This window comes from Paraburkholderia fungorum, from assembly GCF_003610895.1.
GTDB lineage: Bacteria > Pseudomonadota > Gammaproteobacteria > Burkholderiales > Burkholderiaceae > Paraburkholderia > Paraburkholderia fungorum_B.
On the sequence record NZ_MCAS01000069.1, the window covers coordinates 198,549 to 221,675 of the forward strand.

The 23,127-nt window shown below is 61.8% G+C and carries 24 protein-coding genes and 1 other RNA gene; 7 read left to right on the forward strand and 18 right to left on the reverse strand.

What is annotated here, in order from left to right:
• The first annotated feature begins 11 nt into the window (after positions 1-11).
• Complete coding sequence (ruvC, locus tag BCY88_RS39150) at positions 12-554, forward strand: crossover junction endodeoxyribonuclease RuvC (protein ID WP_120349422.1); 543 nt, start codon at positions 12-14, stop codon at positions 552-554.
• A 123-nt stretch (positions 555-677) separates the two neighbouring features.
• Here ruvC and BCY88_RS39155 read toward each other — a convergent pair whose 3' ends face one another.
• Positions 678-1,310 carry a LysE family translocator gene (locus BCY88_RS39155; protein WP_120349423.1) on the reverse strand — a complete coding sequence of 211 codons (633 nt, stop codon included), beginning with the start codon at positions 1,308-1,310 and terminating at the stop codon, positions 678-680.
• A gap of 158 nt (positions 1,311-1,468) precedes the next feature.
• On the opposite strand from BCY88_RS39155, the gene ruvA reads away from it, so the two are divergent.
• The gene (gene ruvA, locus BCY88_RS39160; protein ID WP_120349424.1) at positions 1,469-2,050 is read left to right on the forward strand and encodes a Holliday junction branch migration protein RuvA; all 582 of its coding nucleotides are present in this window, start codon (positions 1,469-1,471) and stop codon (positions 2,048-2,050) included.
• A gap of 121 nt (positions 2,051-2,171) precedes the next feature.
• A complete protein-coding gene (ruvB, locus tag BCY88_RS39165; protein ID WP_120349493.1) occupies positions 2,172-3,236 on the forward strand; it encodes a Holliday junction branch migration DNA helicase RuvB in 1,065 nt (354 codons plus the stop codon).
• A gap of 58 nt (positions 3,237-3,294) precedes the next feature.
• Here the strand turns inward: ruvB and BCY88_RS39170 are convergent, their stop codons facing one another.
• The 3 genes from BCY88_RS39170 to tyrS all read right to left on the reverse strand — a co-directional run bounded on the left by BCY88_RS39170 (position 3,295) and on the right by tyrS (position 5,846).
• On the reverse strand, positions 3,295-3,972 hold the full coding sequence (locus tag BCY88_RS39170; RefSeq protein ID WP_120349425.1) for a histidine phosphatase family protein: 678 nt from the start codon (positions 3,970-3,972) through the stop codon (positions 3,295-3,297).
• Between the two features lie 109 nt (positions 3,973-4,081).
• Positions 4,082-4,540 carry a D-aminoacyl-tRNA deacylase gene (gene dtd, locus BCY88_RS39175; protein ID WP_120349426.1) on the reverse strand — a complete coding sequence of 153 codons (459 nt, stop codon included), beginning with the start codon at positions 4,538-4,540 and terminating at the stop codon, positions 4,082-4,084.
• 61 nt (positions 4,541-4,601) lie between these two features.
• Positions 4,602-5,846 (reverse strand): tyrosine--tRNA ligase, encoded by a 1,245-nt coding sequence (gene tyrS / locus BCY88_RS39180; RefSeq protein ID WP_120349427.1) that lies wholly within the window; start codon positions 5,844-5,846, stop codon positions 4,602-4,604.
• Positions 5,847-6,052: 206 nt separating this feature from the next.
• On the opposite strand from tyrS, the gene BCY88_RS39185 reads away from it, so the two are divergent.
• Positions 6,053-7,183: an anhydro-N-acetylmuramic acid kinase gene (locus tag BCY88_RS39185; protein WP_120349428.1), complete on the forward strand. Its 1,131-nt coding sequence runs from the start codon at positions 6,053-6,055 to the stop codon at positions 7,181-7,183.
• A 95-nt stretch (positions 7,184-7,278) separates the two neighbouring features.
• Here the strand turns inward: BCY88_RS39185 and erpA are convergent, their stop codons facing one another.
• The 3 genes from erpA to rplM all read right to left on the reverse strand — a co-directional run bounded on the left by erpA (position 7,279) and on the right by rplM (position 8,746).
• Positions 7,279-7,644 (reverse strand): iron-sulfur cluster insertion protein ErpA, encoded by a 366-nt coding sequence (erpA, locus tag BCY88_RS39190; protein ID WP_007180424.1) that lies wholly within the window; start codon positions 7,642-7,644, stop codon positions 7,279-7,281.
• A 269-nt stretch (positions 7,645-7,913) separates the two neighbouring features.
• The gene (gene rpsI / locus BCY88_RS39195; RefSeq protein WP_007180423.1) at positions 7,914-8,306 is read right to left on the reverse strand and encodes a 30S ribosomal protein S9; all 393 of its coding nucleotides are present in this window, start codon (positions 8,304-8,306) and stop codon (positions 7,914-7,916) included.
• An 11-nt stretch (positions 8,307-8,317) separates the two neighbouring features.
• Positions 8,318-8,746 (reverse strand): 50S ribosomal protein L13, encoded by a 429-nt coding sequence (rplM, locus tag BCY88_RS39200; RefSeq protein ID WP_007180422.1) that lies wholly within the window; start codon positions 8,744-8,746, stop codon positions 8,318-8,320.
• A 685-nt stretch (positions 8,747-9,431) separates the two neighbouring features.
• On the opposite strand from rplM, the gene BCY88_RS39205 reads away from it, so the two are divergent.
• Positions 9,432-9,854, forward strand: coding sequence for an OsmC family protein (locus BCY88_RS39205; protein ID WP_120349429.1), 423 nt, complete (start codon positions 9,432-9,434; stop codon positions 9,852-9,854).
• A 91-nt stretch (positions 9,855-9,945) separates the two neighbouring features.
• On the opposite strand, the gene rnpB is transcribed toward BCY88_RS39205, so the two are convergent.
• The 3 genes from rnpB to pyrC all read right to left on the reverse strand — a co-directional run bounded on the left by rnpB (position 9,946) and on the right by pyrC (position 12,325).
• Positions 9,946-10,359: RNase P RNA component class A (rnpB, locus tag BCY88_RS39210), an RNA gene on the reverse strand.
• A 41-nt stretch (positions 10,360-10,400) separates the two neighbouring features.
• The gene (locus tag BCY88_RS39215; protein ID WP_259461683.1) at positions 10,401-11,210 is read right to left on the reverse strand and encodes a DUF3025 domain-containing protein; all 810 of its coding nucleotides are present in this window, start codon (positions 11,208-11,210) and stop codon (positions 10,401-10,403) included.
• A 35-nt stretch (positions 11,211-11,245) separates the two neighbouring features.
• On the reverse strand, positions 11,246-12,325 hold the full coding sequence (pyrC, locus tag BCY88_RS39220) for a dihydroorotase (protein WP_120349431.1): 1,080 nt from the start codon (positions 12,323-12,325) through the stop codon (positions 11,246-11,248).
• Between the two features lie 189 nt (positions 12,326-12,514).
• Here pyrC and BCY88_RS39225 point away from each other — a divergent pair, with 189 nt between their 5' ends.
• Entirely contained in the window at positions 12,515-13,441 is a 927-nt protein-coding gene (locus BCY88_RS39225; protein ID WP_120349432.1) for a class II glutamine amidotransferase, read from the forward strand.
• A 123-nt stretch (positions 13,442-13,564) separates the two neighbouring features.
• Here the strand turns inward: BCY88_RS39225 and BCY88_RS39230 are convergent, their stop codons facing one another.
• From BCY88_RS39230 to BCY88_RS39255, 6 genes are all read right to left on the reverse strand, one after another.
• Positions 13,565-14,290 carry an amino acid ABC transporter ATP-binding protein gene (locus BCY88_RS39230; protein ID WP_074282222.1) on the reverse strand — a complete coding sequence of 242 codons (726 nt, stop codon included), beginning with the start codon at positions 14,288-14,290 and terminating at the stop codon, positions 13,565-13,567.
• Positions 14,287-14,964, reverse strand: a complete 678-nt coding sequence (gene gltK, locus BCY88_RS39235; RefSeq protein WP_120349433.1) for a glutamate/aspartate ABC transporter permease GltK — start codon at positions 14,962-14,964, stop codon at positions 14,287-14,289. The genes BCY88_RS39230 and gltK overlap by 4 nt, the downstream gene beginning before the upstream one ends.
• Positions 14,964-15,704: an amino acid ABC transporter permease gene (locus tag BCY88_RS39240; RefSeq protein ID WP_120349434.1), complete on the reverse strand. Its 741-nt coding sequence runs from the start codon at positions 15,702-15,704 to the stop codon at positions 14,964-14,966. The genes gltK and BCY88_RS39240 overlap by 1 nt, the downstream gene beginning before the upstream one ends.
• 82 nt (positions 15,705-15,786) lie before the next feature.
• Positions 15,787-16,680 carry a glutamate/aspartate ABC transporter substrate-binding protein gene (locus BCY88_RS39245; protein WP_120349435.1) on the reverse strand — a complete coding sequence of 298 codons (894 nt, stop codon included), beginning with the start codon at positions 16,678-16,680 and terminating at the stop codon, positions 15,787-15,789.
• A 297-nt stretch (positions 16,681-16,977) separates the two neighbouring features.
• A complete protein-coding gene (locus tag BCY88_RS39250) occupies positions 16,978-18,291 on the reverse strand; it encodes a Glu/Leu/Phe/Val family dehydrogenase (protein ID WP_120349436.1) in 1,314 nt (437 codons plus the stop codon).
• A gap of 138 nt (positions 18,292-18,429) precedes the next feature.
• Positions 18,430-19,392: a LysR family transcriptional regulator gene (locus tag BCY88_RS39255; protein ID WP_120349437.1), complete on the reverse strand. Its 963-nt coding sequence runs from the start codon at positions 19,390-19,392 to the stop codon at positions 18,430-18,432.
• A 129-nt stretch (positions 19,393-19,521) separates the two neighbouring features.
• Here BCY88_RS39255 and purB point away from each other — a divergent pair, with 129 nt between their 5' ends.
• Positions 19,522-20,910: an adenylosuccinate lyase gene (gene purB / locus BCY88_RS39260; protein WP_120349438.1), complete on the forward strand. Its 1,389-nt coding sequence runs from the start codon at positions 19,522-19,524 to the stop codon at positions 20,908-20,910.
• 141 nt (positions 20,911-21,051) lie between these two features.
• Here purB and BCY88_RS39265 read toward each other — a convergent pair whose 3' ends face one another.
• Both BCY88_RS39265 and BCY88_RS39270 read right to left on the reverse strand, forming a co-directional pair.
• Entirely contained in the window at positions 21,052-21,555 is a 504-nt protein-coding gene (locus tag BCY88_RS39265; RefSeq protein ID WP_120349439.1) for a gluconokinase, read from the reverse strand.
• 10 nt (positions 21,556-21,565) lie between these two features.
• Entirely contained in the window at positions 21,566-22,930 is a 1,365-nt protein-coding gene (locus tag BCY88_RS39270; protein ID WP_120349440.1) for a GntP family permease, read from the reverse strand.
• Positions 22,931-23,127 lie beyond the last annotated feature (197 nt).

A 23,127-nucleotide genomic window follows, 5' to 3' on the forward strand; every position in this document is an offset into this window, starting at 1 on the left:
TGCGGCACCTCATGAGAATTCTCGGCATCGACCCCGGCTTGCGCGTCACCGGCTTTGGCGTCATCGATCAAACCGGACACACGCTCAGCTACGTCGCAAGCGGCGTGATCAAAACCGCCGACGCCGATCTGCCGTCGCGTCTCGGCACCATTTTCGAAGGCATTTCGACGCTGATCCGTCAGCACTCGCCGGATCAGTCGGCGATCGAAAAGGTGTTCGTCAACGTCAATCCGCAATCCACCCTGCTGCTCGGTCAGGCGCGTGGCGCGGCAATCTGTGGACTGGTGGCGGGCGGTGTGCCGGTCGCCGAATACACGGCCTTGCAGTTGAAGCAGGCGGTGGTCGGCTACGGCCGCGCGACCAAAGAGCAGATGCAGCAGATGGTGGTGCGGCTGCTCAACCTCTCGGGCGTGCCCAGCACGGACGCCGCCGACGCCCTGGGCATGGCGATTTGCCACGCGCATGGCGGCTCGACGCTGAGCACCCTTGGTGGAATTGCTCCGTCCTTGGCCAAGAAAGGCTTGCGTGTGCGGCGCGGGCGGTTGGTGGGGTAAGAGAATGCACGACGTCGACGCTAGCGGCACAGCCCCGTAATCGCTAGCGCTTGCAGGCAACCGCCGCTCAAACGCGGACGCATGCGCCGCTCTCCCGCAGCGCTCGGTTCCATTCAGTTCCGCTCAGTTGCGGCTGGCCAGCGCCAGCCGGCAAGCCAGCCCGGCGAACACCGTGCCCAGCAGATACTGCGGCACGCGCGACGGCCGGCGCCCCGCCGACAGCTTACGGCTCAGCTTGCTCGCCATCAGAATCACCGCGCCGTTCACACAGAAGCCGATCACATTCAGCACGGTCGCGAGCACCATGATCTGCAACGCCACCGAGCCGGCCTCGGGCCGCACGAATTGCGGAAATAGCGCGAGCACGAACAACGCGACTTTGGGATTCAGCAAATTGGTGAAGAGACCCTGGCGGAAAATGCGGCCAACCGGATAACGGCTCATCGAAGCATTCGGCGAGAGCACCGTGCCTTGCGTGCGGAACGTTTTCCAGGCGAGGTACAGCAGGTAGGCAGCGCCGGCGAAACGCACGACGTCGTAGGCCATCGGCACAGCCAGAAACAGCTGCGACAAACCGAATGCGGCAGCCAGCGCATGACAGTAAGTGCCGACCAGAATGCCCGCCAGCGAGGCGAACCCGGCGGGACGCCCCTGGCTCACGCTGCGCGAAGCAATCAGCAACATGTCGGGGCCGGGCGTGGCGGTCAATGCGAGACACGCGCCGGCAAACAGCGCGAGAGTGGTGAGGCTCAGCATGGAAGCTCCTTCTGGTTGTGCCGGGCAAGAACCCGCCAAAAGGGATCTCAGTCTAGGGGGCTTGAACACGCCGGTCAACCGCGATTGCCCGTAACCCGCCCCTCCCGTCGCGCACTCGCTGCGCTACACTCGCCCTTTCTCTCGAGATTGAATCCGCCATGATCGGTCGCATTGCCGGCGTTCTGCTGGAAAAAAACCCGCCGCATCTGCTCGTCGACTGCAACGGCGTCGGTTACGAAGTCGATGTGCCGATGAGCACCTTCTACAACCTGCCCTCGAACGGCGAGCGCGTTGTGCTGCTCACGCAAATGATCGTGCGTGAAGATGCGCATCTGCTCTACGGCTTCGGCACCGCCGAGGAACGCTCGACCTTCCGCGAGTTGCTGAAGATCACCGGCATCGGTGCGCGTATGGCGCTTGCCGTCCTCTCCGGCATGAGCGTGCATGAACTGGCGCAGACCGTCACCATGCAGGACGCAGCGCGCCTGACGCGCGTGCCTGGCATCGGCAAGAAAACAGCGGAACGGCTGCTCCTCGAACTGAAGGGCAAGATCGGCGCCGACCTGGGTGCGCTGGCCGGCGCGGCTTCGGCATCCGACCACGCCTCCGACATCCTGAACGCGCTGATCGCCTTGGGCTACTCCGAAAAAGAAGCGTTGGCAGCCATCAAGAACGTGCCGGCGGGCACCGGCGTTTCCGAAGGGATCAAGCTCGCGCTGAAGGCGTTGTCCAAGGGCTGATCGCTCACGCGGTGACAGCGACGCCACGTGCGACAAGTAGAGCTTCGCATACGGCGGCGCGATGCACACCCTGGCCGTTCGGCCGAGTTTCGCAACGGGCGGCGCGCGGTACAATGACCGCATGATCGAAACCGACAAACTCGCCGCCGAACGCATTATCGCGGCCACGCCCGTCTCGCCGAACGAAGAAGCGTTCGAGCGCGCGTTGCGCCCGCGCCAGCTCGACGAATATGTCGGCCAGGAAAAAGTACGCGGTCAGTTGGAAATTTTCATCGAGGCCGCCAAGCGCCGCAAGGAATCGCTCGACCACGTGCTGCTGTTCGGCCCGCCGGGTCTCGGCAAAACCACGCTCGCGCACATCATCGCGCGGGAAATGGGTGTCAATCTGCGGCAAACCTCCGGCCCGGTGCTCGAACGCGCCGGCGACCTCGCCGCGCTGCTCACCAACCTCGAAGCCAACGACGTCCTGTTCATCGACGAAATCCACCGGCTCTCGCCGGTTGTCGAAGAAATTCTGTATCCGGCGTTGGAGGATTATCAGATCGACATCATGATCGGCGAAGGCCCGGCCGCGCGCAGCGTGAAGCTGGATCTGCAGCCTTTCACGCTGGTCGGCGCCACTACGCGTGCGGGCATGCTGACCAATCCGCTGCGCGATCGCTTCGGGATCGTCGCGCGGCTCGAGTTTTATAACGCTGAAGAACTGGCGCGCATCGTGACCCGTTCGGCGTCGCTGCTGAATGCGCAGATCCACCCGGACGGCGCGTTTGAAATCGCCAAGCGCGCACGCGGCACACCGCGGATCGCGAACCGGCTGCTACGCCGTGTGCGCGATTTCGCCGAGGTGAAAGCCGACGGCAACATTACCGCGCAGGTGGCCGACGCGGCGCTCAAAATGCTCGACGTGGACGCGGTCGGCTTCGATCTGATGGACCGCAAGCTACTCGAAGCGATCCTGCACAAGTTCGACGGCGGCCCGGTCGGCGTCGACAATCTGGCGGCCGCAATCGGCGAGGAACGCGACACGATCGAAGACGTGCTCGAACCGTATCTGATCCAGCAAGGCTTCCTGCAGCGCACGCCACGCGGCCGCGTCGCCACGCTGCTCACCTACCGGCATTTCGGCCTCGCCGCACCGGACGCTTCGAGCCCCATACCCGGCCTGTGGGATTCGGCCGCGAGCTGAGCGTCACGTATCCGACAACCGGCGGCAGCGAGCCCACGCGGTAGCGTCGTCGAGCGCCCTAACGGCCCGGTTCCGGCACCCGCTTGAAGCTATCGTCCGCGCTGGGCGCATCGAGATGCGCCACATCCGCCCACGAGGCGATCGTTGCCTTGCTGCCGTCGTCGGCATAATCCACCACGTTGACGCTCGTGTTCAGCAACGCATAATCACGCGGCGCTTCGAGCGACAAACCACACGCAAAACGACGCACGCAGTCGAGCACGCCCCCATGTGCGACGACAGCGATCCGCGCGCCCGGATGTGCTGCCACCAGAGGTTCGATCGCATGCAGCACGCGATGGTAAAACACGCGCTGCGATTCGCCCTCGGGCGGCGCAAAACCCGGATCGCGGGTTTGCCAGTGCGCGTATTCGTCGGGGAAACGAACGGCGATCTCGTCGCTGTCATGCCCCTGGAATGCACCGTATGAGCGCTCGCGCAAGCCTTCACGCAGTTGCAGCGGCAGGCCGAGCGCGTCGGCGATCGGCTGCGCGGTCTGCTGCGCGCGTTGCAGATCGCTCGAATAAATCGCATCGAGCCGCGCGCCCTCTTTCACTTCATTCGCGATGCGGCGCGCAAGGCGTTGTGCCTGCGCGAGACCGGTCGTCGCGAGCGGGATATCGATGTGGCCTTGAATGCGCTTGATCTGGTTCCAGTCGGTCTCGCCGTGGCGAATGAACAGAATCTGCGTGGTCATGGGATAAGTGGGCGCCAGTAGCCGGTTATGCCGAGCCGCTATTGTCGCAAAAAGCGGCTGGAGAAGTGGATGCGCGCCACCGCATGTGGGAAGCGCCGCCCGTTGAAGCTCAGGCGTTCGTCTGCAGCCAGAACGTCACCGGCCCGTCATTGACGAGCGACACCTGCATATCGGCGCCGAATTCACCGGTCTCGACGATTGGGTGCCTGGTGCGGGCGGCCGAGACGAAGTAGTCGAATAGCCGCTTGCCCTCGTCGGGCGGTGCGGCGGGCGTGAAGCTAGGGCGCAGGCCGCTGTTGGTATCCGCGGCCAGTGTGAACTGCGAAACGAGCAGCAGGCCGCCTGCACGCCCGGCGCCGTCGAGATTCTGCACGGAAAGATTCATCTTGCCGGCCGCGTCGCTAAAGACGCGGTAGCCGAGCACCTTGGCCAGCAAACGGTCGGCGGCCGCCTCCGTATCGCCGCGTTCGGCGCAGACAAGCGCAAGCAGGCCCGCCTCGATCGCGCCAGTCACGCGCTCGCCCACGCGCACTTCCGCGCGCCGCACGCGCTGGATGAGCGCGATCATGGGCGCGAATCCGGGTGCATGCTCCGAATCATCATCGCTTCATCGCTGCGCTAGCTGGCCGTCAAGCCGTCAGCGTGACGCGCGCAAAACGGCGCTTGCCGACCTGCACGACGTACTCGCCGGCCTCGACCTTCAAGCCCTTGTCGGACACGGTCACGCCATCGATCTTCACGCCGCCCTGCTCGATGTTGCGCAGCGCCTCGCTGGTCGACGGCACGAGGTTGGCCTGCTTGAGCAACTGGCCGATGGCAAGCGGTGCGCCCGCGAGCGTCACGGCAGGGATATCGTCCGGCACACCGCCTTTCGCGCGATGATTGAAGTCTTCGAGCGCGCGCTCGGCGTCGGCTTGCGAGTGGAAACGCGCGACGATTTCCTGACCGAGCATCACCTTGAAATCGCGCGGATTGCGGCCCGCTTCAATCTCTTGTTTGAAGCCGGCGATCTCGTCCATCGGGCGGAACGACAGCAGCTCGAAATAACGCCACATCAGGACGTCGGAGATGCTCATCAGCTTGCCGAACATGTCCGTCGGCTTTTCGCTGATGCCGATGTAGTTGTTCTTCGACTTCGACATCTTCTCGACGCCGTCCAGACCTTCCAGCAAGGGCATCGTCAAGATGCACTGCTGCTCCTGACCATACTGCTTCTGCAGTTCGCGGCCCACCAGCAGGTTGAACTTCTGGTCCGTGCCGCCGAGCTCGAGGTCGGCATTGAGCGCGACCGAGTCGTAGCCTTGCATCAGCGGGTACAGGAATTCGTGGATCGAGATCGGCACGCCGCCCTGGAAGCGTTTGGTGAAATCTTCGCGCTCGAGAATCCGCGCCACCGTGTAGCGCGATGCGAGCTTGATCATGCCGTCGGCGCCGAGCGGCATCGACCATTCGCTGTTGTAGCGGATTTCGGTCTTTTCGCGATCGAGCACCAGCGCTGCCTGCTCGAAATACGTCTTCGCGTTTGATTCGATCTGCTCGCGCGTGAGCGGCGGGCGCGTGGCGTTGCGGCCCGACGGATCGCCAATCAGCGAGGTGAAGTCGCCGATCAGGAAAATCACCGTGTGCCCCAGATCCTGCAACTGGCGCATCTTGTTCAGCACGACCGTGTGGCCGATATGGATGTCAGGCGCCGTCGGATCGAGGCCGAGCTTGATACGCAGCGGCGTGCCTGTCGCGGCGCTTTTCGCGAGCTTTTGCGCGAATTCGTCTTCGATCAGCAGTTCGTCGACGCCGCGCTTGGTGACTGCGAGCGCGTGACGGACTTCGTCGGTGATCGGGAAGGCGGGGCTGGGCTTGGTGGACTCGGTGCTCATGCTGGAAACGTGAAGTCGCGAAAAAAGGAGATTGTCCCATAGATGCGCGCCGCCGCGCCCACTGACTCGGCCATACGCACCCTGCCGACGCACGATTTCGGCGTGCCGGGCCGCGCAATTGGCTTCACGGGACTTCATATTCGACCGCGCTTGCGCGGATAATCTGCTAAAACAGATCGCAACGAATCATTGAGAGGAGCAGCAACGTGGCGCAAGACCCCGCAGACGGCGTCTACTTTGGACTCATGTCCGGCACGAGCATGGACGGTGTCGATGGCGTGGCCGTCCGATTTGCCCATGGGAAGCCGCCAGTGGTGCTGGCCGAAGCGTTTGTCGGCTTCGCGGCAGGTTTGCGCGAGGCGCTGTTCGCGCTTCAACAACCGGGCGAGAACGAAATCGAGCGCGAGGCGCTAGCCGCCAATGCGCTCGCCACGCGCTACACGGTGTGCTGCCACGAATTGCTGCAAGCCAGCCGCGTGCCGGCTTCGGAGGTGCGTGCGATCGGCGTCCACGGCCAGACGGTGCGGCATAGACCGGAAAAGGGTTACACGCGGCAGATCAACAACCCCGCGCTGCTCGCGGAAATGTTGAATATCGACGTGGTTGCCGACTTCCGCAGCCGCGACGTCGCGGCCGGCGGCCAGGGCGCGCCGCTCGTACCGGCGTTTCACGCCACAGTGTTCGGCGCAAAAGACGCAACGCGGGTGGTCTGCAATCTCGGCGGCATCAGCAATATCACGATATTGAACGCGACGGGCGGCGTGCGCGGCTTCGACTGCGGGCCGGCGAACGCGCTGCTCGACGAATGGGCGCAGCGCCATCTCGGCAAGCCTTTCGACGAAAACGGCCATTTCGCCGCGAGCGGGCAGGTAGACCGCACGTTGCTGAATGCGCTGCTCGACGAGCCCTTCTTCTCGCAACAACCGCCCAAAAGCACCGGCCGCGACTTGTTCAATGCGCAGTGGCTGGATGCAAAGCTTCAGCCGTTCGCCACGCTCGCCCCCGCCGACGTACAGGCCACGCTGGTCGCGCTGACCGCGATAACGGTTGCTCGCGAAATCGAACGGCATGCGTCGGACGCCAAGGCGGTCTACGTGTGCGGCGGCGGTGCGCGCAATCCTGAGATCATGAAGGCCCTGCAACAGGCCCTGGAGGACAGCGGCGTAAGCGGCGTGCCCGTGATGACGACCGATGCGCTAGGCGTACCGCCGAGCCAGGTCGAGCCGCTGGCGTTCGCCTGGCTGGCCATGCGCTGCGTGGCGCGCCTGCCGGGCAATTTGCCGGCAGTCACTGGCGCGGCGGCTGAGCGCGTGCTGGGGGCGATCTACCCGCGCTGAACGAAGCGGCCAGGTTTTTTGGCTCAGCTCAGGCAATAAAAAACGGGGCCGAAGCCCCGTTTCCTTTTACAACCTGCCGCCCAACCGGCCAGCCATCAAACCGAGAACGACGAGCCGCAACCACATGTGGTCGTGGCATTCGGGTTCTTGATGACGAACTGCGCGCCGTTGATGTCGTCTTTGTAGTCGATCTCAGCGCCGACCAGATACTGGTAGCTCATCGAATCGATCAGCAGCTGGACGCCGCTCTTGTTCATGACGGTGTCGTCTTCGTTGACGGCTTCGTCGAACGTAAAACCATACTGAAAGCCCGAGCAGCCGCCGCCCTGCACGAAAACGCGCAGTTTGAGGTCCGCATTGCCTTCTTCTTCGATCAGTTGCTTGACCTTGTCAGCCGCTGCGTCGGTAAAAACGAAGGGGGCGGGCATCTCGGTCACGGGTGTATCGGTGACTGCGTTCATTCGAACTCTCCAAAAAGCTTCTAACCGCTATTGTAGGGCTGATCTCAATATCGTGCTGAAGCCCACAAAATCAATGGGTTCTTCCAGGAAATGCTATCGACCGGCACGTTAGCCGCCGTCAGCCTGCCTGAACGGACCAAATCGCCGCCGTGGCGAGTAAACCGCTGCCGCCAGCCTACACGGATAAACCATAAAAAAAGCCGCCTTCGCGAAAGCGTTGGCGGCTTTTGCAGCGTTCCAGCCCGAAAGCTGGATCGCACACGAAGCGATTAACGCTTCGAGAATTGCTTCCGGCGACGTGCCTTGTGGAAGCCGACCTTCTTACGTTCGACTTCACGAGCGTCACGCGTAACGAAGCCTGCCTTCGACAGTTCCGGCTTCAGCGTTGCGTCGTAGTCCATCAGCGCGCGGGTGATGCCGTGGCGAACCGCACCGGCTTGACCCGTTTCACCGCCACCGTTCACGTTGACTTTGATGTCGAACGTAACGCCGTGGTTCGTGAGTTCCAGCGGCTGACGCACGATCATCAGCGACGTTTCGCGCGAGAAGTAATCGGCGATAGGCTTGCCGTTTACAATGATCTCACCCTTGCCAGCCTTGATGAAGACGCGTGCGACGGCGCTCTTGCGGCGGCCCGTGCCGTAATTCCAGTTACCGATCATGTGGGCTCCCCTTAGATCTCGAGCGCTTTCGGCTGTTGTGCCGAATGCGGATGCGTTGCTTCAGCGTAGACCTTCAGCTTCTTGATCATCGCGTAGCCGAGCGGGCCCTTCGGCAGCATGCCCTTGACCGCTTTCTCGAGCGCACGGCCCGGGAAGCGTTCTTGCATCTTGCCGAACGTCGTTTCATAGATACCGCCCGGGTAACCCGAGTGACGGTAGTACTTCTTGTCAGTAGCCTTGTTACCCGTGACGCGCAACTTGCCGGCGTTGATAACGATGATGAAATCACCGGTGTCGACGTGCGGAGTGAATTCAGGCTTGTGCTTGCCGCGAAGACGGTGTGCCACTTCGCTGGCGACACGCCCGAGAACCTTATCCGTCGCGTCAATCACGTACCATTCACGCGTAACCTCATGGGCTTTTGCGGAAAACGTCTTCATGATCGATCCAAAAAAAATGCTGCGCCCAATGTGTTTTTTTCCTGCTTGTAGTGTGCGCATCGAGGCGCGTGCAGGCTCTCCCTGGTTCTTCCTCCGCGGGCGCGGATGCGGAAAAGCTCTGAATTATAAAGGAATTTGTCGCGCCAAGTCAAAGCTTGCGGGCTTTTGGACGGCAAGACGTGTGCGGCGACGGCCAAATCACACCGTTTGCCGTTTCGCGTGACCCGCCGAACGGCATCGGTACGGGCCCTATGCGCGGGCGAAAAAAAACCCGAACGAGCGGTTCGGGTTTAATCCACCAAAGGAGGAGGTGGAGGAGACAGCGGAGGTTGCAGAACTGTTGCAACCGATGGGACTGATTATATGAGGCACCCTTGTGCGACGCAAGAACATTTGCATTGTGAAATCGAATTTCACAATGCAGTAGCACATCCTTCAGATCAAAAATCTGAAAATTCCCTTTAAAATCAAAAGCAAAGCCTTTTACAAACCACCCCGGAAGTGGACATCGGCTAGAGTAAAACCCCTAAAGCAGTCAGGACATTCCCGAATCGGCGAAACATGCCGCACCGCAACACGCAAGCAGCCATCGCGCATAAGTTCCAGCGAAAGTCCCTCCGGGCGGACACTCAAACACCGGGCTACAATGCCGTTTCGATACAAGCACAGCGCGGTGGAGCACAGCATGGAATGCAAAGTTAGCTGGATGGGGCAAGACGGAATGGCGTTCGCCGCAGAAACTGGCAGCGGCCATCTGGTCATGATGGACGGCGCGCCGGAAGGCGGCGGCCGCAATCTGGCGCCGCGTCCGATGGAAATGGTTCTGCTCGGCACGGGCGGCTGCACGGCCTACGACGTCGTGATGATCCTGAAGAAAAGCCGCCAGGAAGTGGCCGGCTGCTCGGTGACGCTGAAGGCCGAGCGCGCCAGCGAAGATCCCAAGGTATTCACCAAGATCCACTTCCACTTCACCGTGACCGGCAAGAATCTGAATCCGGCGACCGTGGAGCGTGCGATCAATCTGTCGCACGACAAATACTGCTCGGCGTCGATCATGATCGCGAAAACCGCCGAACTGTCGCACTCGTTCGATATCGTCGCGGGCTGAGCGTGGCACCGCGGCTGCGGCGCAGGTAGCCGAGGCGCGCACAAAAACAAAATGCCGGCGTCCGTATGAACGCCGGCATTTTTTTATCGGGTGGCAAAGCAGGCCGATAAGCCGGATTCTGTGCACGCGCCGCGTCCGAAAACGCGACGCGCGTAGCAGTCATTCCTCTAGGCACGCCATTACTGACGAGCTCAAGCTTCCTACCCGCAGACGTGACGGGGGCCCCGTCCTGCATCTCGAAGATGCTAGCCTGCCTACTTGGAATTGCTCCGGGTGGAGGTTACCGTGCCGGTCTGCCTTGCAGCAGCCGCGGTGCGCTCTTACCGCACCGTTTCACCCTTACCTGATCCCGGCTTGCGCCGGGCCATCGGCGGTTTGCTTTCTGTTGCCCTGTTCCGCGTGTCGCCACGGATGGCCGTTAGCCATCACCCTGCCCTATGGAGTCCGGACTTTCCTCGCCCTCTTTAGCCGAAGCCGCAGAGGCCGCGACTGCCTGGCCTGCTTTGCTGGGGCGCATTTTAACACTGCAACTGCGCGAGAACGGCTTTAACGCGAACGCCGGCCGGCACGGAAGACGGACGTGTCGTCGTAAAACGCCGGGGATTCGTTCTCCGCGCACCAGCCCGGAATGCCCAGCACGGGCAGCGGCGCAAACATGCGGCTCGTCAAAGCATCGGTGCCGAGCAGCGCCGCGCTGACGGATTCGTCGAGCCATGCATCGCGCGCCGCCGCACTCCAGCCAAAGTATTCGGGTGGCACGTCGACAATCCACGCGTGGCCCGTGCAGGCCTTGAACGGCACGATCAGTTTTTCCAGCAGTGCGTGACCGAAAGAGCGCACTTCGCAGCGCGTGCCCCAGGCATCGCGCTGAGCAAGCAGCAGTGTCTGCCAATCGAACCCACGCAATGCCGCGCTCAATGCCGGGTCGGCGCAGGCGAACAGCAGCGCGTTTTCGTCGAATAAGGTCAAGGTGTCACGCACGCCGCCACGGGTCGGCCCGACGCCCAACACCTCGATCGCCGCCGACTGCCGCGCGTTCAGCGCCGCCTTGATGCGCGGAAACGCGAACCACATCGACCCGTTGAAGAAGTCATGCAGGTTATGACGCGTCGGCACGCAGCCGGTCGACGCGATGTGCGCCTCGTAAGCCGCGCCAGGCGGCAGATCGTCCTGCGCGATGAACGCGAGACGCCGGCCGCGGCCAGTACGCTGCTGCATCGCACCCGCATCCGCATTCATCTCGGCGAGCAAGGGCGCATAGCCTTGAAGCGCGGCCTGCTGCCAGCGCTCGCCGCGTGCCGCGAACTGCGCGAACCACGGCTTCGACCAATCGATATCGGCAAAGCCAGGGCTCACGCGCGCCGCCTCCTGCGCCTGCATCTGGCGCTACCTCAGATGAGGCGCCAACCAATCGACTCACCGCCACGCAGCGGCACAACAGGCGTGTCGCCGACCGGCAATTCCGCCGGCAGCGTCCATTCCTCGCGACGCAGCGTGACTTTCTCTTCGCTGCGCGGCAGGCCATAGAAGTCCGCGCCGAAGAAGCTGGCGAAGCCTTCGAGCTTGTCCAGCGCGCCGGCTTTGTCGAATGCTTCCGTATAGAGTTCGAGCGCATGCAGCGCCGTGTAGCACCCTGCGCAGCCGCAGGCGTGTTCTTTCAAACCCTTCGGATGCGGCGCGCTATCGGTGCCGAGGAAGAAACGCGGATTGCCCGAAGTCGCCGCCTCGACCAGCGCCACGCGATGCGTCTCACGCTTCAGTACCGGCAGGCAGTAGTAATGCGGACGAATGCCGCCCTGGAAGATGGCATTGCGGTTGTACAGCAGATGGTGCGCGGTAATCGTCGCGCCCAGCAGCCCCGGCGCCACACCGGCCTCGCGGATGTAGTCGACCGCGTCTTTCGTGGTGATGTGCTCGAACACCACCTTCAGCGCCGGAAATGCACGGCGCAGCGGCGTCATCACGCGGTCGATGAACACCTTCTCGCGGTCGAACAGGTCGATCGACGAATCCGTCACTTCGCCGTGCACCAGCAGCGGCATACCGGTTTCCTGCATCACCTCGAGCGTTTTGGCGCACTTCATGATGTCGGTGACGCCCGCGTCCGAGTTGGTCGTCGCGCCCGCCGGGTACAGCTTCACGCCATGTACGAAGCCGCTTTCACGCGCGCGGCGGATTTCGTCGGGCGGCGTGTTGTCGGTCAGGTACAGCGTCATCAGCGGTTCGAACTTCGCGCCGGCCGGGATCGCGGCGACGATGCGCTCGCGGTACGCCTGCGCCATGGCGGTCGTGGTGACCGGCGGCTTCAGGTTAGGCATGATGATCGCGCGGCCAAACTGGCGCGCGGTATCCGGCAGCACGGCGGCGAGCATCTCGCCGTCGCGAACGTGCAGGTGCCAGTCGTCCGGGCGGGCGAGCGTGACGGAGTCGATGGAGGCGACGGAATCGGGGGAGGCGTTGGAGGCGGTCATGGCGAGAGGGGAACGAGATTCGGCGGCAATAAATCGGATCGGCGTGGTGAAAGCGGTACAAATCACAGCAAATCGCAACGCTAGAGCCTAAACACACGTCAATTTTGCTATTTGGCGCTTCTGGCTCGGTGATATGCTTGGAAAATCATCATTGTAACGGCTCGCCCCGTTCACAGGCTTACCTGCAACATGTGCCAACTTCTCGGAATGAACTGCGCCGCGCCAACGGACGTCACGTTCTCGTTCACCGGCTTTGCGGCGCGCGGCGGCGTCACCGATCACCACGCGGACGGTTGGGGCATCGCCTTCTTCGAAGACAAAGCCTGCCGCCTGTTCATCGACCATCAATCGTCGGCCACCTCGCCGATCGCCGAGATGGTCAAGCGCTACCCGATCAAATCGAAGAACACGATCGCGCATATTCGCAAGGCGACGCAAGGGCACATCCTGCTCGAAAACTGCCATCCGTTCATGCGCGAATTATGGGGACGCCACTGGATCTTCGCGCACAACGGCGACCTGAAAGACTATTCACCGGCGCTGACCGGCGTCTATCAGCCGGTCGGCACGACCGATAGCGAACTCGCGTTCTGCGCGTTGCTGCAAGGTTTGCGCAAGGCTTTCCCGGGCACGCAGCCGCCGCTCGACGAACTGTTCGCGGCACTCGAAACGCTCACGCGCGAAATCACGCAGTTCGGCGTATTCAATTTTCTGATGTCGAACGGTCAGGCGCTGTTCGCGCATTGCTCGACGCATCTGCATTACATCGTGCGGCGCTGGCCGTTCTCGACTGCCCATCTGGTCGACGCGGATGTATCGATCGATTTCGCCAAGTACACGACGCCTGAAGACCGCGTCGCCGTGATCGCAACCAAGCCGCTCACCGATAACGAGGTGTGGTCCGCCTTCAAACCCGGCGATCTGCTGATGTTCCAGCACGGCGAAGTGATCGGCCGGGTCAACGTGCCGGTGCCGGCTTCGGTGCTGGAGAAGCTGCGCAATCCGGCGTTGGACGCATCGGCTTCGGCAACCACGATCGCGGCTTCGGTTGAGGCAATGGCCACGGCCGAGGTCGACCTTGAGGCCGCGGACGACACTGCGGCCTTCGAATCCTGATCCGCTCCGCGCGGCTTGCGCGAAAACCTGAAACGTCATCAGATACAAAAAAGCCGCTTCTTTCGAAGCGGCTTTTTTTCTGCCCGAGCCACAGCCACTAACCCGTGCGGCCCGGCAACAAGCTCAATGCAGGATTTTCGCCAGAAAGTCCTTCGCGCGATCCGACTTCGGATTCGCGAAGAAATCTTCCTTCCTGTCGTCTTCAACGATCAGGCCCTTGTCCATGAAAATCACGCGGTGCGCGACCTTCTTGGCAAAGCCCATTTCGTGCGTGACGCACATCATCGTCATGCCTTCCTGCGCGAGTTCGACCATGACGTCGAGCACTTCATTGATCATTTCCGGATCGAGCGCGGAAGTCGGCTCGTCGAACAGCATCGCGATCGGGTCCATCGACAGCGCGCGCGCAATCGCCACACGCTGCTGCTGGCCGCCCGACAATTGCCCCGGAAACTTATCCGCATGTGCGCGCAGACCGACGCGATCGAGCAGCTTGTAGCCCTTGGTGGTGGCTTCGTCCTTCGAGCGGCCAAGCACCTTGATCTGCGCGAGCGTCAGGTTCTGCACGATCGACAGATGCGGGAACAGTTCGAAGTGCTGGAACACCATGCCGACCTTCGCACGCAGCTTCGACAGATTGGTTTTCTTGTCGGTCAGCGACTGGCCGTTGATAACGATCTCACCCTTCTGGAACGGCTCGAGGCCGTTGACGGTTTTGATCAGCGTGGACTTGCCCGAACCCGACGGCCCGCACACCACCACCACTTCACCTTTTTTGACTTCCGTCGTGCAGTCGGTCAGCACTTGAAACTGACCGTACCACTTCGAAACATTCTTGATAGAGATCATCTTGCGACCTTTTTCTGAAGACCTTTGACGAGGCTCGACGCGATCACGCAGACCACGAAATAACACGCGCCCGCGAACAGTACCATTTCGACATTCGTGCCGTCACGGTCGCCAATATTCGTGGCGGTGCGGAAGAAGTCGGCGAGGCTGATCACGTAGACGAGCGACGTATCCTGAAACAGCACGATACCTTGGGTAAGCAACAGCGGCACCATCGCGCGGAACGCCTGCGGCAGCACGATGAGACGCATTGCCTGCGGGTAGCTCATACCGAGCGCGAACGCTGCATTGACCTGCCCGCGCGGCACCGCCTGAATGCCGGCGCGGATGATTTCCGAATAATACGCGGCCTCGAACAGCGAGAAAGCGACCATCGCCGAAGCCAGCCGAATGTCGATATCCGGCGACAGGCCCAGCACGTTTTGCAGCACCTGCGGCACGATCAGGAAGAACCACAGCAGCACCATCACGAGCGGGATCGAACGGAAGATCGTGACATAACCCTTCGCGAACCATTCGAACGGCTTGAACGGCGAAAGCCGCATGATCGCGAGAATGGTGCCCCAGATAATGCCGATCACGATCGCGATCAGTGTGATCTTGATGGTGACGATAGCGCCGGTCCATAGCGTAGGCAGTGCGCCCGGAATACCGCTCCAGTCGAAATGATGCATCACTTACCTCCGATATAGCCGGGCAACCGGGTTTTGTGTTCGACCCAGCGCATCAATTGCATCACGACCAGGTTGATCAGCACATACGCCAGCGTGACCGCGATGAACGACTCATACGTCTGCGACGTATAGTCGACGAGCTGCCGCGCCTGAGCCGACAGGTCCAGCAGACCAATGGTCGACGCGACCGCCGAGTTCTTGAAGATGTTCAGAAACTCGGACGTCAGCGGCGGCACGATGATCCGGTACGCCACCGGCAGCAGCACGTAGCGATACGTCTGCCATTGCGTGAAACCCATGGCCAGACCCGCGGCGCGCTGACCCTTCGGCAACGCGTTGATGCCCGAGCGCACCTGCTCGCACACGCGCGCGGCAGTGAAGAGCCCGAGACAGAGGATCGACGACGAGAAGAACTGCGCGCCCGGCGGCAGTTGCTTGAACCAGTTGCCGATCGACGCCGGCAGCAACTCCGGTATCACCAGATACCAGATGAAGAACTGCACGATCAGTGGAATATTGCGGAAAATCGCGACGTACAACGTGCCGATGCCCGACGCCCATTTGTTCGGCACCGTGCGCAGCACGCCGAAAAACGAACCGACGATCAGCGCGATCACCCATGCCGACAGCGACACGGTAATCGTCACCCAGAAGCCCGACAGCAGCCAGCCCAGGTAGGTGGTCGGCTCGCCGGTGGAGACCGGACTCAGCAGAATGCCCCAGTTCCAGTGATATGACATGACCAAGACTCCAGCAAAAAGAAACGGAAGAAGCGCGTGGCCCCTTCCGTTTCGTTCAGCGTTTCAAAAAAACGGCTAAGGTTTAATCGATTGCCTTGTCATTCGGGCTCTTGAAGAGCGCCTTCATGTCATCGCTTTCCGGGAAGTTCAGGTTCAGGCCCTTCGGCGGAATCGGCGATTCGAACCACTTCTTGTAGATCGCATCGGCTTCGCCCGAGGTTTCGACCTTCGCAATCGCGTCGTCCACGACCTTCTTGAATTCCGGATCGTTCTTGCGAATCATGCAGCCGTACGCTTCATGCGATTGCGGCGTGCCGACGATCACGAAATCGCCCGGGTTGTTCGACTTGGCGCGCTCGCCTGCCAGCAGTGCGTCGTCCATCATGAACGCGGCAGCGCGGCCGGTGGAGAGCGTCAGGAACGACTCGCCGTGGTCTTTCGCGCTGATGATGTTCATGCCCATGCTCTTGTCCTGATTCATCTTGCGAAGCAGGCGCTCGGACGTCGTGCCGGCCGTTGTGACGACCGTCTTGCCCTTCAGGTCGGCCCAATCCTTGATGCCGGAGTCTTTCTTGGTCATCAGGCGCGTGCCGATCACGAAGATCGTGTTCGAGAAGGCAGCCTGTTGCTGACGCTCGGCGTTATTCGTGGTCGAGCCGCATTCCATGTCGACGGTGCCGTTCTGCACCAGCGGAATCCGGTTTTGCGACGTGACCGGCGTGAGCTTGACCTTCAGGTTCGGCATGTTCAGCTTCTGCTTGACCGCCTCAACCACCTTCAGCGCGAATTCTTGCGAGTAGCCGATGACATTCTGCTTGTCGTCGTAATACGAGAACGGGATCGACGATTCCCGGTGACCCAGCGAAATGACGCCTGTGTCCTTGATCTTTTTCAGCGTACCAGCGTCTTGCGCGTGCGCGCCGACCGTGAACAGTCCGAGAGTCGCGAGCAGCAGCGCAGCTTTTTTAACCTTCATGTGTGATCTCCTTGGCAAGAACCGGCGCCAGTTTAGCAAAGTAATTATTCTGAAAGTATCGCTATAAACCATGTTTGTCGTATGTGCCCGAAGGTGGCCTCCCCGGCGGCCTCGCCACGCGGGTTGTCGCTGCAGGCGGCGCTTGCGGGACGGCCGGTCGGCTTTCCGGACATACGAAGGCGGGCGGCATCGATACGATGCCGCCCGCCGGGTCAGACACGCGGTCTTTTGAACCGCGTCGAAGCAAGGATCGGCGAGGTCCGCGAGGTAGCGGACCCGCCGTTTCACGCAATCAGATCAGGGATACAGGCCGCGCAGTTCGCGCGCTTCCAGGATCCGCTTACACGCGACGATAAACGCCGCGGTCCGCACGGACACTTTCTGCTCGCTCGACACTTGCCACACAGCGGCAAATGCTTCGCGCATCACGCGTTCGAGGCGTTGATTGATTTCGTCTTCAGTCCAGAAGAAGCTCGAGAAGTCCTGCACCCACTCGAAGTACGAGACCGTCACGCCGCCGGCGTTAGCCACCACGTCCGGAATCACGAGAATGCCGCGGTCGTGCAGAATGTCGTCCGCCGCCGTGGTGGTCGGGCCGTTGGCGCCTTCCACGACGATCTTCGTCTTGATGCTGCCCGCGTTCTTTTCGGTGATCTGGTTTTCCAGCGCAGCCGGGATCAGGATGTCCGATTCGACCTTCCAGAATTCGTCGTTGGCGATTGTATCGGCTTCCGGGAAGCCGCCCACGCCGCCGTTCTTCGCCACGTAATCCGCCAATGCAACCGCGTCGATACCGGTCGACTTGTACAGCGAGCCGGTGTGATCCTGCACCGCGACCAGCTTCGAACCCGCTTCCTGGAACAGGCGTGCTGCAATGCCGCCCACGTTGCCGAAGCCCTGCACGGCGATGCGCGCGCCTTCGATGTCGACGCCGATGCGGCGTGCGGCTTCCGAGGCAACCACGAACACGCCGCGGCCGGTTGCTTCACGGCGGCCCAGCGAACCGCCCAGCGCGATCGGCTTGCCGGTCACCACGCCCGTTGCCGTTTGGCCCTGGTTCATGGAGTACGTGTCCATCATCCACGCCATGATCTGCTCGTTCGTGTTCACGTCCGGCGCGGGGATGTCGGTATTCGGTCCGATGATGATGCCGATTTCGCTGGTATAGCGGCGCGTCACGCGCTCCAGCTCGCCACGCGACAAGGTGCGCGGGTCGACACGGATACCGCCCTTCGCGCCGCCGTACGGCACGTTCACAGCCGCGTTCTTCACCGACATCCACGCCGACAACGCCATCACTTCCGAGAGCGTCACGTCCTGGTGATAGCGCACACCGCCCTTACCCGGACCGCGCGACACGTTGTGCTGCACGCGATAGCCTTCGAAGTGCGCGACCGTGCCGTTATCGAGTTCGATAGGCACATCGACGATCAGAATGCGCTTCGGGCGCTTCAGGGTTTCGAGCCAGCGGGACAGGGAGCCGAGGTACGGTGCGACACGGTCGACCTGGCGCAGGTAGTTGCCCCACGGGCCGAGATCGTCTTTATTGAGGTAGGAAGGAACGGACTGCAACGTTGATGCGGATTGTGCGGCTTGTTGCTGGGATGACATGAACGCTCCGGCGTTGATCGAATGACAGCATTGTCGAAAAACGCCGTTTTGAAATCCAATGCCGTTTCCTTATCCGATTATGTTTTTTTTGCATAACCATCAAGAAGCCGCAAATTTGCGTCGTGGGGGCGCAGGTTTTCAGGCAGCGCCCGTGCCTTGCGCCAACTCCTCCGCCACCACATCCCACAACTGCCGCACGAGTATCTGCCGCGCGTCGTCGCCTTTTGCGGCGAGCTTGTCGCGATAGAGGCGAATTTCCATGGTCAGCGTGAGCTGCCCCTCGGGCGTGCCACGCGTGGCGCGATCGAGGCGGATCAGCTTGCCGTCGGCAACCGCGTCCTCCACCGCGCTGTAGGGCAGGAAGGCGATGCCGTGGCCGGCCAGCGCCATCGCCTTGAGCCCTTCGGCCATGTCGGTTTCGTACAGCCGGTCGAGGTAGAGGCGCTCCGGCGCGTTGGCGAGAATCACCTCGGTCATCCGGCCCAGGTACGCGTTGGGCGTGTAGGTCAGATAAGGCGTGGTGGTCTGCGCCGTGCCCGGCAGCGTGTGCCGCGGCCGACCGGCACGGCCCGGCGCCGAAAACGGACTGATTGGCTCATTGCCGAGCGTGAGCATGTCGTAGCGCGCCGGATCGAGCGCGATGGGATGGCTCGGATGGTGATAGGCCATCATCAGATCGCAGCCGCCTTCCACCAGCGCCAGCGCCGCGTCGTGCACGTTCAACGCGCGCAGCCGGGTGTGGATCGGGCCCATTTGCGCTTCGATGCGCTGCAACCAGCGCGGGAAGTACGTGAGCGACAGCGTGTGCGGCACCGCGAATTCGATGGTCGCCTGCGGTGTCGCCGTGTGTCCGCGCAGCAGGGCACGCGCCTCGTGGAACTGCGACAGCATGGCGAGCGCCTGCTCGTAAAACACCTGGCCTGCCGCCGTCAGACGCGTCGGGTAAACCGAACGATCGATCAATTCCGTGCCGAGCCACGCTTCCAGTGCCTGAATCCGCCGCGAAAACGCCGGTTGCGTGACGTGGCGCGATTCGGCCGAACGGCTGAAACTACGCGTCTCCGCGAGCGAAACGAAGTCTTCGAGCCATTTCAGTTCCATGCGAAAGCCTGCCGCCGGCGGGAGGGAAAGAGTCAGCATTCTAGCGGCGCGGCTCGCGCACGGGGTTGAGTGGTAAAATTCGCGGTTCCCTCCGTTCCCGATCCGCCCCCGAGCGCTCACGCCCCCATCATGTCCGACACCCGCCCCGACACCCTGTTCGCGCTGAACGCGCTCTCCCCGCTCGACGGCCGTTACGCCTCGAAAACCGAAGCCCTGCGCGACTGGCTCTCGGAAGCCGCTTTCATGCGCAATCGCGTGACCGTTGAAATCCATTGGCTGATCGCCTTGTCGCGCGCCGGTTTCGCCGAAGTGCCGCGCTTTTCCGACGCGGCCGAGCAGTTCCTGCTGCAACTGGCCGAGCGCTTCACCGCGCACGACGCCGCGCGCATCAAGGACATCGAACGTGTGACGAATCACGACGTGAAAGCGGTCGAGTACTGGCTGAAAGAATCGGTGAAGGGTCAGGAAGAACTGGAACGCGCGAGCGAGTTCATCCACTTTGCGTGCACCTCGGAAGACATCAACAACACGTCGCACGGTCTGATGCTCGCCGGCGCACGTGAACACGTGATTCTGCCGGCGCTGCGCTCGGTGCATCAGCGTCTCGTCGCGCTAGCTCATGCCCACGCCGCACAGCCGATGCTGTCGCGCACGCACGGCCAGCCGGCCAGCCCCACCACGCTCGGCAAGGAAATCGCCAACGTCGCCGCGCGTCTGGAACGCGCGATCGACCGTATCGCGAAGGTCGAACTGCTGGGCAAGATGAACGGCGCGGTCGGCAACTTCAATGCGCACCTGTCCGCGTATCCGGAATTCGACTGGGAAGCGTTTTCGCGCGAAGTGGTCGAACAGCGCCTGAAACTCACCTTCAACCCGTACACGATCCAGATCGAGCCGCACGACTACATGGCCGAACTGTTCGACGCCATCTCGCGCGCCAACACGATCCTGCTGGATCTGGACCGCGACGTGTGGGGCTACATCTCGGTCGGCTACTTCAAGCAGCGCACGAAGGCCGGCGAAATCGGTTCGTCCACGATGCCGCACAAGGTCAATCCGATCGATTTCGAAAACTCGGAAGGCAATCTCGGTCTCGCCAACGCCACGCTGCGCCACCTCGCCGACAAGCTGCCGGTTTCGCGCTGGCAGCGCGACCTGACCGACTCGACGGTGCTGCGCAACATGGGCGTTGCGTTCGGCTATTCGCTGCTCGCGTACGACTCGCTGATCCGCGGTCTGGACAAGCTCGAAGTGAATGCGCAACGTCTGAACGAAGACCTCGACAACTGCTGGGAAGTGCTGGCCGAGCCGGTGCAAACGGTGATGCGCCGTTACGGCATCGAGAACCCGTACGAGCAGTTGAAGGAACTCACGCGCGGCAAGGGCATCACGCGTGAAGCACTGCAAACGTTCGTGAGCGGCCTCGCGATTCCGCAAGATGCGAAGGATCGTTTGCTCGCCATGACGCCGGGCTCGTATATCGGCCTCGCGGTAGAGTTGGCCAAGCGGATTGCTTGACGTTCGCTGATTGCCTGGCTGGCTTCAGGCATGAAAAAGGCGCTCACGTGGAGCGCCTTTTTTTTCGTCTTTAGGTTGCGGCCTTCGGTTTCGTCACTATTTTCGTCACTATGTTTCGTCACCAAGGCGTGAGCCAGGAATTCACCGCAGCTTCATCTGCTTCAACACCTCATCCACGATTTCTTCCGGCGACAGTTCGATACTCACCGTGATCGCCTCGTCTGGACCCGGTTCTTCGAGCGTATCGAGCTGGCTTTGCAGCAGCGACGGGTCGAAGAAGTGACCGGTGCGCGTGGTCAGCCGCTCGCGCAGCACCTCGAACGAACCCTTCAGATAGACAAAGCACACGTCCTTGTCACCGTTGCTACCGCCGCGCAGAACGTCGCGGTACGAGCGTTTCAGCGAAGAACACGTGAACACCGCCTTCTCGCCCGCCCTCTGCTTTTCTTCGATCGCCACACGGATGGTTTGCAGCCACGGCCAACGGTCTTCGTCGGTGAGCGGAATGCCGTGGTGCATTTTTTCCTTGTTGGCGGCGCTGTGAAACGCGTCGCCGTCGGTGAACGCGCAGTGCAGGCGTTCCGCCAGCATCTCGCCAATCCTCGTTTTGCCGGCGCCCGACACGCCCATTGCGATCAGAATCATCAAAAACTCCTTACACGACCGTCGCGAGCGCGAAAGTCAAACCCAAGCCCATCAGTGAAATGATGGTTTCGAGGAGCGACCATGTCTTGAAGGTCTGCCCCACCGTCATACCGAAGTATTCCTTCACCAGCCAGAAACCACCGTCGTTCACATGCGAAAAAATCAGTGAACCCGAACCGGTGGCAAGCACCAGCAATTCCGGCGTGACCTGCACCCCGCTCGCCGAGGCAATCGGCGCGACGATACCGCAGGCGGTGGTCATCGCCACTGTCGCCGATCCCGTAGCCAGACGAATCAGCGCGGCCACCAGCCAGCCGAACAGCAGCGGCGACAGATGCATCGCCGTTGCCACCCCGACGATTTCCTTCGAGATGCCGCTATCCATCAGCACCCGTCCGAAACCGCCGCCCGCGCCCACGATCAGCGTGATGCCCGCGATCGGCGCCAGACAGTCGCCGCAGAACTTCTGGATCTGCTCACGACTGAAGCCGCGGCTCGCGCCGAAGGTCCAGAAACTGACCAGCACGGCGATCAACAGCGCAACGTCGGAATTGCCGACGAAACGCAGCAGATCGTTCGCGAGCGTCTTCGGCGTAAACACGAGGTCGGCCCAACTGCCGATCAGCATCAGGATCACCGGCAGCAGAATCGTGAACAGCGTGATGCCGAAGCCCGGCAGTTCGCGTTGTTCCTTTTTCTCTTCAGCTGCGCCGAGAAACTGCGCAGCGAGCGGATTGTTCTCCGGCAGCTTGATGTAGCGGCTGATCAACAGCGCGAACAGCGGACCGGCAACGATTGCTGTCGGCACACCCACGATCAGCCCATATGCAATCGTCTTGCCGATGTCGGCGTGATACGCCTGCACCGCGAGCATCGCGGCCGGATGCGGCGGAATCAAACCGTGCACGACGGACAGACCCGCGATCATCGGCAAGCCGATCAGCAGCAGCGACTTGTTGGTGCGCTTGGCAACGTTGAACGCGATCGGAATCAGCAACACGAAGCCGACTTCAAAAAACACCGGCAAACCGACGATGATCGCCACCACCATCATCGCCCAGTGAATGTGCTTCTCGCCGAACTTGTCGATCAACGTAGTCGCGATGCGCTCCGCGCCGCCCGATTCGGCCATCATCTTGCCGAGCATCGTGCCGAGGCCGACCACGATCGCAATGTGGCCGAGCGTATTGCCGTTACCGGTTTCGAACGATTTGACGATCGTGCCGATCGGCATGCCGGATACGAGACCCAGCAGCAGCGAGACGATAATCAGGACGAGGAACGGATAGACCTTGTAGCGGGTGATCAGCAGGATCAGAAGTGCGATGGCGATCACCGCGAAGACCAGCAGCGTACTGCCGTGGACAGCTTCCATGAAGCTCCTCCTTTGCGTTATTGATTCTAGGTGCGGAAGGCGGCTGGCACCCTGTCTCCAGGCGGCCTGCGGCGACCTGAAAACCCGGCCAACCGCACGGACGTTGAATTCTACTGTTTGTCGTCATTCAAGGCGCGCGAAACCGGCGCGCCTGCCGAAAAAAGAGCCCCGTCGTGACAGCCGGGAAGACTGTGTCG

Bases quoted from the DNA above. Each gene is read 5' to 3' on its own strand.
- ruvC (WP_120349422.1), top strand. From the start codon at position 12: ATGAGAATTCTCGGCATCGACCCCGGCTTGCGCGTCACCGGCTTTGGC.
- BCY88_RS39155 (WP_120349423.1), bottom strand. From the start codon at position 1,310: ATGCTGAGCCTCACCACTCTCGCGCTGTTTGCCGGCGCGTGTCTCGCA.
- ruvA (WP_120349424.1), top strand. From the start codon at position 1,469: ATGATCGGTCGCATTGCCGGCGTTCTGCTGGAAAAAAACCCGCCGCAT.
- ruvB (WP_120349493.1), top strand. From the start codon at position 2,172: ATGATCGAAACCGACAAACTCGCCGCCGAACGCATTATCGCGGCCACG.
- BCY88_RS39170 (WP_120349425.1), bottom strand. From the start codon at position 3,972: ATGACCACGCAGATTCTGTTCATTCGCCACGGCGAGACCGACTGGAAC.
- dtd (WP_120349426.1), bottom strand. From the start codon at position 4,540: ATGATCGCGCTCATCCAGCGCGTGCGGCGCGCGGAAGTGCGCGTGGGC.
- tyrS (WP_120349427.1), bottom strand. From the start codon at position 5,846: ATGAGCACCGAGTCCACCAAGCCCAGCCCCGCCTTCCCGATCACCGAC.
- erpA (WP_007180424.1), bottom strand. From the start codon at position 7,644: ATGAACGCAGTCACCGATACACCCGTGACCGAGATGCCCGCCCCCTTC.
- rpsI (WP_007180423.1), bottom strand. From the start codon at position 8,306: ATGATCGGTAACTGGAATTACGGCACGGGCCGCCGCAAGAGCGCCGTC.
- rplM (WP_007180422.1), bottom strand. From the start codon at position 8,746: ATGAAGACGTTTTCCGCAAAAGCCCATGAGGTTACGCGTGAATGGTAC.
- BCY88_RS39205 (WP_120349429.1), top strand. From the start codon at position 9,432: ATGGAATGCAAAGTTAGCTGGATGGGGCAAGACGGAATGGCGTTCGCC.
- pyrC (WP_120349431.1), bottom strand. From the start codon at position 12,325: ATGACCGCCTCCAACGCCTCCCCCGATTCCGTCGCCTCCATCGACTCC.
- BCY88_RS39225 (WP_120349432.1), top strand. From the start codon at position 12,515: ATGTGCCAACTTCTCGGAATGAACTGCGCCGCGCCAACGGACGTCACG.
- BCY88_RS39230 (WP_074282222.1), bottom strand. From the start codon at position 14,290: ATGATCTCTATCAAGAATGTTTCGAAGTGGTACGGTCAGTTTCAAGTG.
- gltK (WP_120349433.1), bottom strand. From the start codon at position 14,964: ATGCATCATTTCGACTGGAGCGGTATTCCGGGCGCACTGCCTACGCTA.
- BCY88_RS39240 (WP_120349434.1), bottom strand. From the start codon at position 15,704: ATGTCATATCACTGGAACTGGGGCATTCTGCTGAGTCCGGTCTCCACC.
- BCY88_RS39245 (WP_120349435.1), bottom strand. From the start codon at position 16,680: ATGAAGGTTAAAAAAGCTGCGCTGCTGCTCGCGACTCTCGGACTGTTC.
- BCY88_RS39250 (WP_120349436.1), bottom strand. From the start codon at position 18,291: ATGTCATCCCAGCAACAAGCCGCACAATCCGCATCAACGTTGCAGTCC.
- BCY88_RS39255 (WP_120349437.1), bottom strand. From the start codon at position 19,392: ATGGAACTGAAATGGCTCGAAGACTTCGTTTCGCTCGCGGAGACGCGT.
- purB (WP_120349438.1), top strand. From the start codon at position 19,522: ATGTCCGACACCCGCCCCGACACCCTGTTCGCGCTGAACGCGCTCTCC.
- BCY88_RS39265 (WP_120349439.1), bottom strand. From the start codon at position 21,555: ATGATTCTGATCGCAATGGGCGTGTCGGGCGCCGGCAAAACGAGGATT.
- BCY88_RS39270 (WP_120349440.1), bottom strand. From the start codon at position 22,930: ATGGAAGCTGTCCACGGCAGTACGCTGCTGGTCTTCGCGGTGATCGCC.